Origin of the sequence: Nonomuraea sp. NPDC005730 (assembly GCF_040630865.1) — a bacterium.
In the GTDB taxonomy this organism is placed as follows: domain Bacteria; phylum Actinomycetota; class Actinomycetes; order Streptosporangiales; family Streptosporangiaceae; genus Nonomuraea.
Genome location: NZ_JBEXYK010000002.1, coordinates 328,673 through 343,094, shown reverse-complemented (window position 1 = coordinate 343,094; position 14,422 = coordinate 328,673). Strand labels below are relative to the sequence as shown.

Here is a 14,422-nt window from a genome sequence, read left to right as displayed (position 1 = left end):
TCTCGTGATCATCCGGGTCGTGCTAGCCCTCGCCCTGAGCGTTCCCCTCGTCACGCGTGACACGCCCCCTCCCGTGGAGGCCGCGCCCTGCCCGGTCGCCGTGCCGGAGCACACCGTCTGCGGATTCCTGCTGGTCCCCGAGCGCCGCGACACGCCGGGCCGGACCATCAAGGTCGGGTACGCCGTCCACACCTCGACGTCCCCCGGCCGCAGGCCGGACCCGATCGTCTACATGGGCGGCGGGCCGGCGTCCTCGTCGCTGCAACTCACCGGCTTCCTGAGCCAGATGTTCCCCGACCGCGACGTGGTGACGATCGAGCAGCGCGGCGGGAAGTACTCCCGCCCGGTGCTGGGCTGCCCCGAGACGGCCGAGGCGCTGCTCGGACGGCTGCGCAGGCCGCCCGCCGACGTGGGCGCGGCGGCCCGGCGCTGCCGCGCCCGTCTCCAGGAGCAGGGCATCGACCTGCGTGGCTACAACACCAAGGAGATCGCCGCCGACGTGGTCGCCCTGCGCCAGGCGCTCGGCCATCCCTCCTGGAACCTGTTCGGCGTCAGCTACTCCACCCGCGTCATGGCCGACGTCGCCGCGGCGGACCCGCAGGGCGTGCGGTCGGTCGTGCTGGACTCGTTCCTGCCCGAGTCCGTGGCCTGGTACGACGACGCCGACCGCAACCTGCGCGACACCATGGCCGCGCTCGGCGCGGGCCACGCCTTCGACCGGGCGGTGGCCAGGCTCAACCGCTCCCCCGCCCGGGTGCCGACCACCGATCCGCTGCTCGGCCGGCCGTTCACGGCGACGATGTCCGGCGACGACGTGGCCACCGTCCTCGCCGAGGCGCTGCACGAGGCCGACGTGTCGGCCGTGGCGCCCGCGCTGGTCGACGGGCTGGCCGGGGGGCACGACGAGCTGCTGCGGCCGCTGGCCGACGCGGTGGGCGAGGGGCTGGTGTCGCACGAGTTCGGGCTGTACCACGCGGTGCAGTGCCAGGACGAGGTGCCGTTCAACACCTTCACCACCAGATCCCGACTTTTCACGGTAAACGCGGACAAAGCGGTGTGTGATGCGTGGCAACTTCCCAAATCCGCCCCCGTGAACGCCGTCCCCGAGGCCCCCGTCTACGTCGTCGGCGGCGAGCAGGACCCCACCACCCCCGCGAGGACGGCCGGGCCCGCCGCCAGGGCCGTCCCCGGAGCCCGGTTCGAGACGTTCCGCGGCAGCCACGCCGTCTTCCTCACCAGCGCGTGCGCCAGGAGGCACATCGCCGAGTTCGTCGAGGCCCCGGGCCGCGTGCCGCCGAAGCCGTGCGAGCCCGACCCGGCCCAGCCGCCGACGCTCCGGCTCGCCGACACGCACGTCACCGGCGCGCCGTACCGGATCTCGCAGGCGCCCTGGCTGGCCGCGCCCTTCGCGCTGTTCGTGCTCGTCTCGCTCGTCCAGCTCGCCGCCGGCGCGCTGCGCGGCAGGACGGTGACCGCCTTCGCGGGGCTGGCCGGCGTGGCGTTCGCCGGGCTGACCGGGCAGGCCGTCTACGGTATGGCGAGCAGGAACGAGACGGCCCTGGCCGTCGGCGTCCCCGCTCCGGTCGGCGGCCTGTACACGTGGATCGCGGTGGCCTCGGCCGTGCTGAGCGTCGCGGCCCTGTTCCAGGCCCGGCGGTGGCCGCACATCGTGGCGGCGGTCGCCGGCGCCGGATTCCTCGTATGGTGGTTCACCTGGTTCCTGTGACACGCATCCGTGAGCTGGACGCCCTCCGCGGCTTCGCGGTGGGCGGCATCATGCTGGTCAACACCTGGCAGCACGCGAGCCACGAGCCCTACACCGGCATCGACCGCACGATCGAGGCCCTGTTCCAGAGCCGCTTCTACCCGATCTTCTCGCTGCTGTTCGGCATCAGCTTCGTGCTGTTCCTCGACCGTTCGGGAAGCCGCTGGGCGCTGGCCCGCCGGCTGGCCTGGCTGGCCTGCTTCGGCCTGCTCCAGCACACCTTCTACGAGGGCGAGGTGCTGACCGACTACGCCCTCTACGGCCTGGTGGTGCTGCTGCCCGCCTCGTTCCTGCCGGGCGGCCTGCCGGTGCTGGCGCTCGGCGTCGTGGCGACCGTCTGGGCCACCTGGCACGGCGCGGGCCCGTCGCTCATCCCGGGCCTGTTCCTGGTCGGCATGGGGCTGATGCGGCTGCGGCCGCCGAGGAGCCTGCTGGCCCCCGTGTTCGCGGCCGCGGCGCTGACCTCCCTGGTGCTGACGGTCACCTGGGCGGGCGTCGCGGAGGTGCCGGGGGCGGGCGACTGGACCGTCTACAGCGTGGCCGCGCTGTCGGGGGCGGCGGCGTACACCAGCGGGTTGCTGCTGGCGCTGCGGCCGTGGTCGTCGGCCCTGCTGGAGCCGCTGGGCCGGATGGCGCTGACGAACTACGTCACGGGCACGGCGGTGATCGCGCTGTGCACGGTCCCGCTGAAGACCGGCGCCACCCGCTGGCCGGTGCTCGCGGTGGCGCTGACGACCGTGGTGGCGCAGACGTTGTTCAGCGGATGGTGGCTCACCAGATTTCGGTACGGCCCACTTGAGTGGATCTGGCGGTGCCTGACCTGGTTTCGACTGGTGCCCAACCGGTTAGAGTCGGGCCGTGACCACAATCGCCCTCTGCCAGATTCCGGTCTCTCCTGACCCGGCCACCAACCTCAAGAGGGCCAGGGAGGCGCTCGCCCGCGCCGAGGGCGCCGACCTGGCGATCTTCCCCGAGGCCACGCTCACCCGTTACGGCAGGCGCGTCACCGAGCTGGCCGAGCCGCTCGACGGGCCGTTCGTGGCGGGGCTGTCGGAGGCGGCCCGCACCCACGGCCTGGCGGTGATCGCCGGCGTGTTCGAGCCGGGTGAGGGCCCGGCCGGCGCCAAGGTGCACAACACGGCCGTGGCGATCGGCCCCGACGGCGAGATCAAGGCCGCCTACCGGAAGATCCACCTGTTCGACTCCTTCGGCTCCAAGGAGTCCGACATGGTGGCGCCGGGCGCCGAGCCGACCGTGGTCGAGCTGGCCGGGCTGCGCGTCGGGCTGGTCACCTGCTACGACATCCGCTTCCCCGAGCTGACCAGGGCGCTGGTCGACAAGGGCGCCGACCTGTTCGCGGTGATCGCCGCCTGGGGGTCGGGCCCGCTGAAGGAGGACCATTGGGTCACGCTGGTCCGCGCACGGGCCCTGGAGAACACGATGTGGACGGCCGCCGTCGGCCAGGCGCCCAACCCGGAGGAGTCGAAGGACGGGTTCGGCGTGGGGCGCAGCATGCTGGTCGATCCGCTCGGAGTGGTCCGGGCCGACCTCGGCACCGGTCCGGGGGTCCAGCTCGTCCGCCTCGACACCGAATGGACGGCCACCGCCAGGGCCATGCTCCCGTGTCTGGATCACCGGGTGCTCAAGGGTCAACCGACCGTAAAGTAGAGCCATGAGCGGAACGCAGATGCAGAAGGTCGTGCCGCCGCGTCTGCTCGTGCCGTACCTGTCGGGCAAGCGCACCGTGATCTCCGGCTACGTCTACCGTGTCCAGGACTGCGTCAGGCTGACCACGCCGGCGGCCCTCTACTACGGCCTCGACCTGTCCTTCGACGGCTCGGAGCTGTTCCCCGAGGTGCCCGAGCTCTACCTGATGCGCTGGCACGCCCGCGACGTCGACACCTACGCGGTGCCCTACGGCCCGCACATGGGAGGCGACTGGAGCGACGTGCCGCCGTTCGCCGGCAACGGGTTCACCACCTCGCCCGACCACGTGGTGCCGCAGTTCCACACCGTCCCGATGCCGATCCCGGCGGGGGCGGAGATCGTCCACGTCGCCGGCGAGGGCGAGCGGCCCTTCGCCGGCTACGACGGCCTGACCTGGCGGCCCGCCGCATGAGCGAGGAGATCACGCCGGTCGCCTCCGGCTTCGTGGCCCGCTTCGGCGAGCGTACGCTGCCGGCCGCGCTCGGCCCGGACAACGACCAGGTCGTGCTGTTCAGCGAGGTGGAGCTCGACGGCTTCGAGCCCGCCTCCGGCTACTGGCGGCGGGTGGTGGCCAGGTCGCGGCTGGAGTGGCTGGTGCTGGTCCGCACCGTCGGCGCCTTCGGCGGCGAGCCGTGCATCGTGCTCGACGAGGACGACGACGGCCTGCACATCGCCTACACCGGCCACAGCGGCATGAAGGCCGAGGCGCTCGGCTACTGGATGGTCGACCACGGCGCGTACGAGGTGGTCGTGCCGCGCGAAGAGGTCTTCTCCATCCGCGTCGAACGTATCCCCGTGCCGTAGGCGGTCAGCCCAGGGCGCGGTAGCGGGCCAGGCGGGCCGCCAGGCGGTCGGCCGGGGCCACCTCCAGCAGCTTGGCGATCTCGTGCTCCAGCGCCCGCCCCACCCGCTCACAGAACTGCCTGGGCTCGTAGGCGGCATCGGGCAGCTCGGGGATCACCCGGTCGACGATGCCGTCGCGCCGCAGGTCGGTGGCCCGGATGTGCTGGGCCTGAGCGATCTCGGGGGCGAAGTCGACCGACCGGTAGAGGATGGCCGAGGCGCCCTCCGGCGGCAGCGGCGACAACCAGGCGTGCTGCGCGCACAACACCCGGTCGGCCGGCAGCAGCGCCAGCGCCGCCCCGCCCGCGCCCTCGCCGAGCAGCAGGCACACGGTCGGCGCGTCGAGGGTGACCAGCTCGGCCAGGCAGCGGGCGATCTCGGCGGCCAGCCCGCCCTCCTCGGCCGACTTCGACAGGTCGGCCCCCGCGGTGTCGACCACGGTGACCAGCGGCAACCCCAGCTCGGCCGCCAGGCGCATGCCGCGCCTGGCCACCCTGAGCCCGGCCGGGCCGAGCGGCGAGCGGCGGCGCTGTCTGCGCCGGTCCTGGCCGAGCACCACGGCGGGCGCCGACCCGAACCTGGCCAGCGCCAGCACGAGCCCCGGCTCGTTCTCGCCGGCGCCGCTGCCGCTGAGCGGCGTCACGTCGGTGGCGGCGAGCTTGAGCAGCGTGCGCACGCCCGGACGGTCGTCGCGGCGCGAGCGGGTGATCGCCTCCCACGCCTCCACCGGCCGCAGGTCCTCCGCGGGCGGCTCGCCCGCCTCGACACCGGTACGGCCGGCGCACAGCACGGAAAGGGCCCTGATCGCGACCCTGCGGGCGTCGTCGGCCGACACGACGGCGTCGACCAGGCCGTGCTCGTAGAAGTTCTCGGCCACCTGGACGCCCTCGGGAAAGGGGTAGCCGTGCAGCGCCTCGAACACCCGCGGCCCGAGGAACCCGATCAGCGCCCCCGGCTCGGCCGCCGTGACGTGCCCGAGCGAGCCCCAGGAGGCCAGCACCCCGCCCGTCGTCGGGTGGCGCAGGTAGACGACGTAGGGCAGCCCGGCCGCGCGGTGCTCCTGCACCGCGACGGTGATCCGGACCATCTGGACGAACGCCAGCGCGCCCTCCTGCATCCGGGTGCCGCCCGAGGCCGGGGCGGCCAGCAGCGGCAGCCGCTCACGCGTGGCGCGCTCGACCGCGGCCGCGATGCGGGTGGCCGCGGCGACCCCGACCGACCCCGCCATGAAGGAGAACTCGCAGATCACGACGGCGACCCTGCGGCCGTCGAGCAGCCCCTCGCCGGTGATCACCGACTCGTCGTAGCCGGACTTCACGCGGGCCGCGGCCAGCTCCTCGGCATAGGAGGAGCCGGGCTCCGCCGGATCGGCGGGCGGCGCGTCCCACGACTTCCACGACCCCCTGTCGAGGACCGCTTCGATCAGTGTGCGCGCGTCCGGACGGCTCACTATCGCTCCTAACGATCAACCGATGATGCCATGGTGACGCACGAGGGTACATGCCGGAGCCGGGAATTGCCGATCATCCCTCCCGCTCTTCGAGCCAGGCGAGCACGGCCTCGCCGTCCTGGCCGAGTGCGGGGGGCGCGGTGTGCTCGGCCGCGGGCAGGCCGTCGAAGCGCAGCGGCGGCCCGGGAAGCTCGATCGGGCCGAGCATGGGGTGGTCCACCTCGATCAGCAGCCCCTGGGAGCGGGTCTGCTCCCAGGCGTAGACCTCGTCGATCGACCTGATCGCGCCCGCGGGCACGCCGGCCTCGCCCAGCCTGGCCAGCCAGTGGGCGCGGTCGTGGTCGGCCAGGGCCTTCTCCATGTCGGCGATCAGCTCGTCCCGGTGTGCGAATCTCTGCCTGTTGGTCGCATATTTCGCCACATCAGGGTCGATGTCGAGTAGCTTGGCGACCTTCTTCCACTGGCCGTCGTTCGCCACGGCGATCTGCAGCATGCCGTCGGCGCAGCGGAAGGCGCCGTAGGGGGCGATGGAGGCGTGGTGGTTGCCGTTGGCGCCGGGGACCTGGCCGCCGACCGTCCAGGCCGTGCCGTGGTAGGAGTGGACGCCGGTGACCGCGGCCAGCAGGGACGTGCGCACCACCCGGCCCCGGCCGGTGCGCTCGCGCTCGTACAGGGCCGCCGCCACGCCGTACGCGCCGTGGATGCCGGCCAGCAGGTCGGCGATCGAGGCGCCCACCCGGTACGGTTCCTCGCGCGAGGGCCCGGTCAGCGACATCAGCCCCGCCTCGCCCTGGGCGATCACGTCGTAGCCCGGCCGGCCGCCCTCGGGCCCGTCGTGGCCGAACCCGGTGATCGACAGGACGACCAGGCGCGGGTTGAGCTCGTGCAGGCGCTCGACGGGGAAGCCGAGCCGGTCGAGCACGCCGGTGCGGAAGTTCTCGATCAGCACGTCGCTCTGCCGGACGAGCCGCTCGATGAGCTTCCTGCCCCCGGCGGACTTGAGATCGACCGCGATGGACTGCTTGTTGCGGTTGGCCGCCAGGAAGTAGGTCGAGATGTCGTGGTCGGGCCCGACGAAGGGCGGCCCCCATCCGCGCGAGTCGTCACCGCCGTCCGGATGCTCCACCTTGATCACCCGGGCGCCCAGGTCGCCGAGCATCTGCGCGGCGTGCGGCCCCGCGAGGGCCCTGGACAGATCGAGGACGACGACGTCGCCGAGGGGTCCGAGCAAGGTCAACCTCCAGCTTGCGTTGGGCCGGAAGAATATTCTCTCAGGCGGCCGTCCACCATCGCCTACCCTGGTCCGGTGAATTCCCTGGCCCGCCGCATCCAGGCCCTGCCGCCCTCGTGCGGGCCCGTCCGCCTGGTGGCCGTCGACGGCCCGGCGGGCTCGGGCAAGACCACCTTCGCCGGCCGGCTCGGCGCGGCGCTCGGCTGCCAGGTGATCCACAGCGACGACTTCCCCGTCCACTGGGACGACGGCCCCGGCGCCTGGTTCCGCCTGCTGGACGAGCAGGTCCTGCAACCGCTGCGGCACGGCCGCCCGGCCGGTTTCCGCAGGTACGACTGGGTGCGCGAGCGCTACGCCGACCAGGTCGCCGTGCCGGCCGCGCCCGTGCTGGTCGTCGAGGGCGTCGGCACCGCCCGCCGGTCGGCCGCCCGCCTGCTGGCCTTCACCGTCTGGGTGGAGGCCCCCGAGGCCGTGCGGCTGCGGCGCGTCCTCGACCGCGACGGCCCCGAGCTCGAACCCCGCTGGCGGGAGTGGTTCGCGGCCGAACGGGCCTGGTTCGCCGCCGACCGCACCCGCGAGCGCGCCGATCTCGTCGTCGAGACGTGAACCGGGTCGCCCTCCCGCCCGACTGAGCAGGGTGACGGAAGGACGACATGACCGATGAGCTGCTCGTCGTACGCGCCCAGCTGGGCGAGCGCGCGGCGATCGACGAACTCGTGCACCGCTGGCACGCCCCGGTCTGGACCTACGTCCGGCGCATGCTGGACGCCGGGCGGGCCGACGACGTCACCCAGGAGATCTGGGCGGCCGTCGTGCGCGGCCTGCCCCGGCTGCGCGCCCCCGGACGGTTCACGCCCTGGTTGTTCACCATCGCCCGCCGGGCGGTCACCGACCGCCTGCGCGCGGAGTACGCCCGGTCCGAGAGCGCGGCGGAGAGCGCGGCCGGGCCGGAGCCGGTGACCGACGACCCGGCCGACGCCGTCGTGGACCGCGCCGGCCTGGTCGCCGCCCTGTCCGCCCTGCCCCTTCCCGAGCGGGAGATCCTCGTCCTGCACTACCTGGAGGACCTGCCGGTCGAGGAGTGCGCCCAGATCTGCGGCATTCCGGCGGGGACCGTCAAGTCCCGGCTCAGCCGCGCCCGCCGCCTCCTGCGCGACCACCTGAAGGAGATCGACCATGACCGATGAGCCGCGCCTGACCGCCGACCAGATCATCGAGCGCCTCGAACCGTCGCTGTCGCCGTGGCGGCGCGTGCGCGCCCTGACCGCCCTGCTCGCCGGCGCCGCCGGGACGGTCTTCGTCTGCGCCCTGTGGTGGACCGAGCCCGGCCCGCTGCCCGGCCGCACACACCTGGCCTTCGCCGCCCTCACCGCGTTCTGCCTGGCCTGGGCCTGCTACGGCGGCTGGCTCGGCACGCGCAGGACGCCGCTGTTCGCCCGCGACCGGGTGATCGCCGGCTGGATCGCCCTGGCCGCCGCCCTGCTCACCGCCGCGCTCGTGGCCGCCGTGGCCCCCGGCGCGCTGGCGCTCGGGCTGGCGTTCGTGGCGGTGAGCGCCGTGCTGACCGGGCAGGCCCACGCGCGGCGGGCGCGGCTGCTGCGGCTCAAGCGGGATCTAGGTGGGTGACGTCGTTGAACGCCACCACCTCGAACCCTCCGCCCGCGGCCCGCCAGACCGACACCGAGGCGTTCAGCACCGGCGCGAACCGCAGGACGTCGGCCAGGTCGGCGTCGTCCCGCCCGGCCACGACGTGCCGCAGGGCCAGCACCACCGAGTCGTGGGCGACGATCAGCACCCGCCGCCCGTCCGCCGCCGCGCTCAGCCCGTGCAGGAAGTCCTTCAGCCGGACCACCACGTCGGCCAGCGACTCGCCGCCGGGCGGGCGGTAGGCGTAAGCGCCCTCGGCCCGCATCCGCCGCACCTCGCCGGGGAAACGCTCGCCGATGGCGGCCAGGTTGAACGGCGCGAACGCGCCCGACTCCTGGTCTCTGAGCCGCTCGTCCACGGTCACCGGCAGCGCGCCGGCGCCCCAGGTCTCCTGGGCGGTCTTCCAGGTGTCGAGCGCCCGCAGGTAGGGGGAGCACCACACCTCCTCGGGCGCCTCGCCGGCGGGCAGCCCGGCCAGCATCCGGCCGAGCGCCCGCGCCTGGAGCAGGCCGAGCTCGGTCAGCGTCACCTCGTGGTCGCCCCGCTCGTAGACCAGTGGCCGGTCGCCGGCCTGCGCGTGTGCCAGGTTCGCCTGGCTCTCCCCGTGGCGTACGGCGACGATCCGCGAAGGTCCCATGGCCGCCATCCTCGCATCCGGACGCCGTACCTCGCCGAAGCCGCCGGACCGGGCCGTCGTAGGGTGATCCTCATGACTGAAGTCGCAGTACTCGGGACCGGGCTCATGGGCGCTCCCATGGCCCGCAACCTGCTCAGGGCCGGCCTGCCGGTCAGGGTGTGGAACCGCACGCGGGACAAGGCCGAGCCGCTGGCGGCCGACGGCGCCGTCGTCGCCGGCTCCCCCGCCGAGGCGGTCGAGGGCGCCGACGTGATCGTCACGATGCTCAGCGACGGCGACGCCGTGCACGCGGCGATGACCGCCGCCGCGCCCGCGCTCCGCCCCGGCCAGGTCTGGGCGCAGATGAGCACGGTCGGCGTGGCGGCGGTCGACCGCCTGGCCGCCCTGGCCGCCGAGCACGGGCTGACCTTCGCCGACGCGCCCGTCCAGGGCACCAGGCAGCCGGCCGAACAGGGCAAGCTGGTCATCCTGGCGGCCGCCCCCGAGCCGGCCAGGCAGGCGCTCGCCCCGGTGTTCGACGCCGTCGGCTCGCGCACCCTCTGGCTCGGCGAGGACGGCGCCCAGGGCACCGGCACCAAGCTCAAGATGGCCGCGGTCAGCTACGCCATCTCGATGACCGGCATCGTGGCCGAGGCCCTGGCCCTGGCCAAGGGGCTCGGCCTCGACCCCGGCCTGATCCGCGAGGTGGTGACCGGCGGCCCGCTGGACAACGTCTACTTCCAGGCCAAGTCGAAGGCCATCCAGGAGGGCGACTTCGAGCCGTCCTTCACCGTGCACAACGCCGAGAAGGACACCCGGCTGATCACCCAGGCGGGCGAGTCGGCCGGGGTGCGGCTGGACATGGTGGCGGCGGCCGGCGAGCGCCTGCGCCGCGCCGAGGCGCAGGGGCACGGCGACCAGGACATGGTGGCCACCTACTTCGCCAGCTTCGACAAGGAGTAGCCCTCGCCGGTTCCTTACAGTTCGTCCACCTCCGCGAACGTCCTGCCGCCGGACAGCCTCGGGTAGCCGGGGCCGCGGTCGAAGAAGCGGTCCGCAGGCGGGCGGAGGCGGGCGCGGAGCTCGGCGGTGCCGCGTTCGTCGATGCGATCGCCGTCCAGGACCACGCCGTAGTCGCCCAGGGCGCCGGCGATCGAGACCTTGCCGTCGCGGACGTCGGCCGCCACCGCCCTCGGGTCGCGGTCGTAGGGGGAGCCCCAGCCGCCGCCGCCCGTCGTGCGGATGCGGATCAGGTCGCCGGCCTGGACGGGGTGGTCGTCCACCAGGCCGTCCATCTCCTTGCCGGCGATCTCCACCCGGAACGGGCGCCCGGCCAGGCCGCCGTTGACGCCCCAGCACGACAGGATCGACCGGTCGGCGATCGACATGTACGACGCGTCCCTGAGCATCCTGATGTGCTTGTCGTAGCCCAGGCCGCCGCGGAACATGCCGGGGCCGCCCGAGTCGCAGGCCAGCCCCAGCCGCTCCACCCGGAACGGCCAGCGCGCCTCGGCGAACTCGACCGGGATGTTGCGCGAGTCGGGGACCACGTGGATGGTGTCCTCGCCGTCGGCGTACCAGCGGCCGCCCGAGCCGCCGCCCAGGACCTCGCGCATCAGGTACGGCGTGCCGCCCGCGTCGTTGCCGTACACGCCGGTGTAGCGGATGGTCTCCTGGTCGGCGGGCATGCGTCCGCCGGTGGCCTTGGCCAGCACGCCGGCCAGCACGCCGAGCAGGCGCAGGATGACGAACGTGCGGGCGTTGGTGGGCGCCGGGAAGACCGGCGTGAGCAGCGTGCCCTTCTCCGGGAAGACCATCTTGATCAGCGGCACGACGCCCTCGTTGACGTCGAGCTCGGCCATGCGCTCGGGCGTGTCGGCGAGGTTGCGCAGCACCGGCGCCAGCCACTTCTTCAGGAAGACGCCGTCGGCGTAGTCGCCCGCGTGGTTGATCGGGCCCTTGGCCTGGGGCGAGGTGCCGGTGAAGTCGATCGTGAGCGGCGCGTCGGCGGCGTGGTCGACGGTGAGCGTGATGCGCTGGGCGTGCAGGCGGGGCTCGTCGACGCCGTCGTGCTCGGCGTAGTCCTCCCAGACGTACGTGCCTTCGGGGATCTTGGCGAGCAGTTCCCTGCGGAAGGTCTCGGTGGTCTTGGAGACGATCGCGTCGAAGCACTCCTCGACGGCCTGCCTGCCGTACCGGTCGAACAGCTCGCCCAGGCGGCGGGCGCCCATGAGGCAGGCCGAGCACTCGGCGTCGAGGTCGCCGGCCAGGGAGTCGGGCATGCGGGAGTTGCGGGTCATGATGCGCAGCGCGGTCTCGTTCGGCACGCCCTGGTCCCACAGCTTGATCGGCGGGATCATCAGGCCCTCCTCGTACACCGAGCGGGCGTGCGAGGGCATCGAGCCGGGCACCGCGCCGCCGATGTCGTCGTGGTGGCCGAACGCCTGCACGAACGCCACCACGGCCCCGTCGTGGAAGACCGGCACGGTGACGCACAGGTCGGGCAGGTGGCCGATGCCGCCCTCGGACAGGTAGACGTCGTTGTGGAAGTAGACGTCGCCGGGCTTCATCGTCTCGATCGGGAAGTCGCGCACGATCGGCTGGACGAGCGCGCTGTAGGAGCGGCCGGTGAGCTTGCGCAGCCGGGCGTCGTGGATGCCGGCGCGGAAGTCGTGCGCGTCGCGGATCATCGGGGAGCGGGCCGTACGGGCGATGGCCGTCTCGACCTCCTGCTCGACGGAGGCCAGCGTGCCCTCGACGATCTCCACCAGGATCGGATCAATCACGTCGGATCTCCACATTTCCGTATTCGTCCACCTTCGCGGTGAAGCCGGGGTGCACGGGGATCGTCGATCCGTACTCCTCGATGACCGCCGGCCCCTGGACGGTGGCTCCCGGCCCGAGCGCGGCCCGCTGGTGGATCGGGGTGTCGCGGGTCTCCTCGAAGTGCACCGGACGGACCGAGGTGGCCCCCTCCCCCGGCTTGTCGAGCCGCCGGATCGCCGGACGGGTGATGGGACCGATGCCCGAGACGCGCAGGTTGACCCATTCGACGCCGTGGCGGGGGTCGTCGCGGTAGGCGTACCCGTACAGCTTCTCGTGGGCGTCGTGGAAAGCGTCGATCACCGTGCGCGTCCAGTCGTCGTCGAGCGGGCCCGCCGGGGCGGTGACGCGCACCTCGAACGCCTGCCCGTAGTAGCGCAGGTCGGCGCTGCGCACGTGGACCGGGTCGTCGAAGCCCTCGCGGTCGAGCGCCTCGGCGGCCTGGCCCTCCAGCTCCTGGAAGATCTGCGCGGCGGTCTTGAGCGCGAGGTCACGGGTGACGTACGTGCGCACGTAGTCGTTCTTGACGTCGACCGTGAGCAGGCCGAACGCCGAGACGTTGCCCGGGTCGCGCGGGACGACGACGGCGGGCAGGCCCAGGATGTCGATCAGGCGGCAGGCCAGCAGCGGCCCCGACCCGCCGAACGTCACCAGCGGGTAGTCCCGTACGTCCAGGCCGCGCTTGACGGTGAGCTGCCGGATCGCGTTGCTCTGGTTGAACGCGCTGATCTCCAGGATGCCGGTCGCGGTGCGCTCGGGGGTGAGCCCGAGCTTGTCGGCCAGCGCCTCGACGCCCTGGCGGGCGGCGTCGGCGTCGAGCGGGATCTCGCCGCCCAGCAGGTGGGGAGGGATGCGGCCGAGGAACACGTGCGCGTCGGTGACCGTGACCTCCGAGCCGCCCTTGCCGTAGCACAGGGGCCCCGGATCGGCGCCGGCGGAGCGGGGGCCGACCTTCAGCGTGCCCTCGGGCGAGATCCAGGCCACCGAGCCGCCGCCCGCGCCGACCGTGACGATGTCGATCATCGGGATCTTGCACGGGTACCGGCCGATCGTGCCCTCGGTGGTCAGGGACGGCTCGCCGTCGATCACCACGGCCACGTCGGTCGAGGTGCCGCCGCCGTCGAGGGTGATCACCGACGGATGCCCGGCGGTGGAGGCGATGAGCGCCGCGCCGAGCGCGCCCGCCGCCGGGCCCGACAACACGGTGGTGATCGGCTGGTTGACGACCTCGCGCGCCGACAGCACGCCGCCGTTGGACTTCATCACCGAGAACGGCATGCCGAGCCGGTTGGACAGGCCGGCGATGTAGCCGCGCATGGCGGGCTTGACCGCGGCGTCCACCAGGGTGGTGATCGAGCGCTCGTACTCGCGGTACTCGCGCAGCACGTCGCTGGAGAGCGAGATCACCGCCTCCGGGTGCTCGCGCCAGAGGATCTCGCGCATGCGGCGCTCGTGCTCGGGGTTGGCGTAGGAGTGCAGGAAGCACACGCCGACCGCGTTGATCCCCTTCGACCTGAGCCAGCGCGCCGCCTCGACGGCCTGCTCCTCGGAGAACGGCCGCACCTCGTTGCCGAGATGGTCGAGCCGGCCGCCGACCGTCCTGACGAGGTGCACGGGGACGATCCGCGGCGGTTTGACCCAGAAGTAGGAGTTGCCGTAGCCGTCCGGCACACTCTGCCTGGCAATCTCCAGGATGAACTCGAAGCCCTCGGTGGTGATGAACCCGAGGTTCGCGATGCGGTCTTCGAGCAGCTGGTTCGTTGCGACGGTAGTGCCGTGGACGATGGAGGCGACGTCGAGCTCGCCCAGCTTCCCGATGCCCGCGACGAACCCGTCGGCCGGGTTCGCGGGCGTCGAGGGGGTCTTGGTGGTGACGATCTCACCGGTCTGCTCGTCCACCGCCACGACGTCGGTGAACGTGCCCCCGGTGTCCACTCCGATTCGGACGCTACGCATGGCTCCTCAGCTTCGGCGACGGCCGAGAACTTCGTCGATGACCCGGGGCGCGTTCTGGGTGCCGACGTAGGCCGCCAGGCGCACCACCAGCTCTTGGGATTTTGCCAGTTCGGCCTCGACTCTGGCCTTCCCCGACTGGCCGGCCTGCACGCCGAAATAGGCGCCCATGATCGTGCCCACCACTCCGGCCACGCCCGCGAACAGCGCGGCGAACTCCTTGGTGGCGAACACCGCGGCGCCGAAGGCGATCAGGATCGCGACGATGCCCGCCACGACGACCAGGAAACCGTACCGCCATCGGGTGGCGTCGGCCTGGGCGGCCGTCACGTCGTCCTGTGTCAGCATCGCGTCGAGCGTCGGTGGATTGTCGGTGACCACAGTTCC

General features: G+C 73.0%; 15 protein-coding genes. 9 read left to right on the top strand and 6 right to left on the bottom strand.

The features are described from left to right. The first annotated feature begins 4 nt into the window (after positions 1-4). The 5 genes from ABZ444_RS04290 to ABZ444_RS04270 are packed head-to-tail and all read left to right on the top strand — an operon-like array spanning position 5 to position 4,276. Positions 5-1,726 (top strand): alpha/beta fold hydrolase, encoded by a 1,722-nt coding sequence (locus ABZ444_RS04290; RefSeq protein WP_357992428.1) that lies wholly within the window; start codon positions 5-7, stop codon positions 1,724-1,726. Beyond that, positions 1,723-2,664: a DUF418 domain-containing protein gene (locus ABZ444_RS04285; RefSeq protein WP_357992425.1), complete on the top strand. Its 942-nt coding sequence runs from the start codon at positions 1,723-1,725 to the stop codon at positions 2,662-2,664. Before ABZ444_RS04290 ends, ABZ444_RS04285 begins: the two co-directional genes overlap by 4 nt. After that, positions 2,624-3,433: a carbon-nitrogen hydrolase family protein gene (locus tag ABZ444_RS04280; protein WP_357964771.1), complete on the top strand. Its 810-nt coding sequence runs from the start codon at positions 2,624-2,626 to the stop codon at positions 3,431-3,433. Before ABZ444_RS04285 ends, ABZ444_RS04280 begins: the two co-directional genes overlap by 41 nt. Before the next feature lie 4 nt (positions 3,434-3,437). Further along, the gene (locus ABZ444_RS04275; RefSeq protein WP_357992422.1) at positions 3,438-3,884 is read left to right on the top strand and encodes a hypothetical protein; all 447 of its coding nucleotides are present in this window, start codon (positions 3,438-3,440) and stop codon (positions 3,882-3,884) included. Then, entirely contained in the window at positions 3,881-4,276 is a 396-nt protein-coding gene (locus tag ABZ444_RS04270) for a hypothetical protein (RefSeq protein WP_352363918.1), read from the top strand. The genes ABZ444_RS04275 and ABZ444_RS04270 overlap by 4 nt, the downstream gene beginning before the upstream one ends. A 4-nt stretch (positions 4,277-4,280) precedes the next feature. On the opposite strand, the gene ABZ444_RS04265 is transcribed toward ABZ444_RS04270, so the two are convergent. Next, entirely contained in the window at positions 4,281-5,765 is a 1,485-nt protein-coding gene (locus ABZ444_RS04265; protein ID WP_357992419.1) for a carboxyl transferase domain-containing protein, read from the bottom strand. A gap of 73 nt (positions 5,766-5,838) precedes the next feature. Beyond that, positions 5,839-6,996 (bottom strand): CoA transferase, encoded by a 1,158-nt coding sequence (locus ABZ444_RS04260; protein ID WP_357992416.1) that lies wholly within the window; start codon positions 6,994-6,996, stop codon positions 5,839-5,841. A gap of 75 nt (positions 6,997-7,071) precedes the next feature. Here ABZ444_RS04260 and ABZ444_RS04255 point away from each other — a divergent pair, with 75 nt between their 5' ends. From ABZ444_RS04255 to ABZ444_RS04245, 3 genes are read left to right on the top strand one after another with little or no spacing between them, the layout of a single operon-like run. Further along, entirely contained in the window at positions 7,072-7,602 is a 531-nt protein-coding gene (locus ABZ444_RS04255; protein WP_357992413.1) for an AAA family ATPase, read from the top strand. A 47-nt stretch (positions 7,603-7,649) separates the two neighbouring features. Continuing rightward, complete coding sequence (locus ABZ444_RS04250) at positions 7,650-8,183, top strand: sigma-70 family RNA polymerase sigma factor (protein WP_357992410.1); 534 nt, start codon at positions 7,650-7,652, stop codon at positions 8,181-8,183. Further along, positions 8,173-8,622, top strand: a complete 450-nt coding sequence (locus tag ABZ444_RS04245; RefSeq protein WP_357992408.1) for a hypothetical protein — start codon at positions 8,173-8,175, stop codon at positions 8,620-8,622. Before ABZ444_RS04250 ends, ABZ444_RS04245 begins: the two co-directional genes overlap by 11 nt. On the opposite strand, the gene ABZ444_RS04240 is transcribed toward ABZ444_RS04245, so the two are convergent. Then, on the bottom strand, positions 8,600-9,280 hold the full coding sequence (locus ABZ444_RS04240) for a histidine phosphatase family protein (RefSeq protein ID WP_357992405.1): 681 nt from the start codon (positions 9,278-9,280) through the stop codon (positions 8,600-8,602). The two genes, ABZ444_RS04245 and ABZ444_RS04240, sit on opposite strands and share 23 nt — an antisense overlap. Positions 9,281-9,352: 72 nt before the next feature. Here ABZ444_RS04240 and ABZ444_RS04235 point away from each other — a divergent pair, with 72 nt between their 5' ends. Further along, positions 9,353-10,222 carry an NAD(P)-dependent oxidoreductase gene (locus tag ABZ444_RS04235; protein ID WP_357992402.1) on the top strand — a complete coding sequence of 290 codons (870 nt, stop codon included), beginning with the start codon at positions 9,353-9,355 and terminating at the stop codon, positions 10,220-10,222. Positions 10,223-10,236: 14 nt separating this feature from the next. Here the strand turns inward: ABZ444_RS04235 and ABZ444_RS04230 are convergent, their stop codons facing one another. The 3 genes from ABZ444_RS04230 to ABZ444_RS04220 are packed head-to-tail and all read right to left on the bottom strand — an operon-like array spanning position 10,237 to position 14,416. Next, complete coding sequence (locus ABZ444_RS04230; RefSeq protein ID WP_357992400.1) at positions 10,237-12,045, bottom strand: hydantoinase B/oxoprolinase family protein; 1,809 nt, start codon at positions 12,043-12,045, stop codon at positions 10,237-10,239. Continuing rightward, on the bottom strand, positions 12,038-14,038 hold the full coding sequence (locus ABZ444_RS04225; RefSeq protein ID WP_357992397.1) for a hydantoinase/oxoprolinase family protein: 2,001 nt from the start codon (positions 14,036-14,038) through the stop codon (positions 12,038-12,040). The genes ABZ444_RS04230 and ABZ444_RS04225 overlap by 8 nt, the downstream gene beginning before the upstream one ends. Positions 14,039-14,044: 6 nt before the next feature. Further along, entirely contained in the window at positions 14,045-14,416 is a 372-nt protein-coding gene (locus ABZ444_RS04220) for a hypothetical protein (RefSeq protein WP_357992394.1), read from the bottom strand. Positions 14,417-14,422: the final 6 nt, after the last annotated feature.

Bases quoted from the DNA above. Each gene is read 5' to 3' on its own strand.
- ABZ444_RS04225 (WP_357992397.1), bottom strand. From the start codon at position 14,038: ATGCGTAGCGTCCGAATCGGAGTGGACACCGGGGGCACGTTCACCGAC.
- ABZ444_RS04250 (WP_357992410.1), top strand. From the start codon at position 7,650: ATGACCGATGAGCTGCTCGTCGTACGCGCCCAGCTGGGCGAGCGCGCG.
- ABZ444_RS04235 (WP_357992402.1), top strand. From the start codon at position 9,353: ATGACTGAAGTCGCAGTACTCGGGACCGGGCTCATGGGCGCTCCCATG.
- ABZ444_RS04240 (WP_357992405.1), bottom strand. From the start codon at position 9,280: ATGGGACCTTCGCGGATCGTCGCCGTACGCCACGGGGAGAGCCAGGCG.
- ABZ444_RS04245 (WP_357992408.1), top strand. From the start codon at position 8,173: ATGACCGATGAGCCGCGCCTGACCGCCGACCAGATCATCGAGCGCCTC.
- ABZ444_RS04270 (WP_352363918.1), top strand. From the start codon at position 3,881: ATGAGCGAGGAGATCACGCCGGTCGCCTCCGGCTTCGTGGCCCGCTTC.
- ABZ444_RS04275 (WP_357992422.1), top strand. From the start codon at position 3,438: ATGAGCGGAACGCAGATGCAGAAGGTCGTGCCGCCGCGTCTGCTCGTG.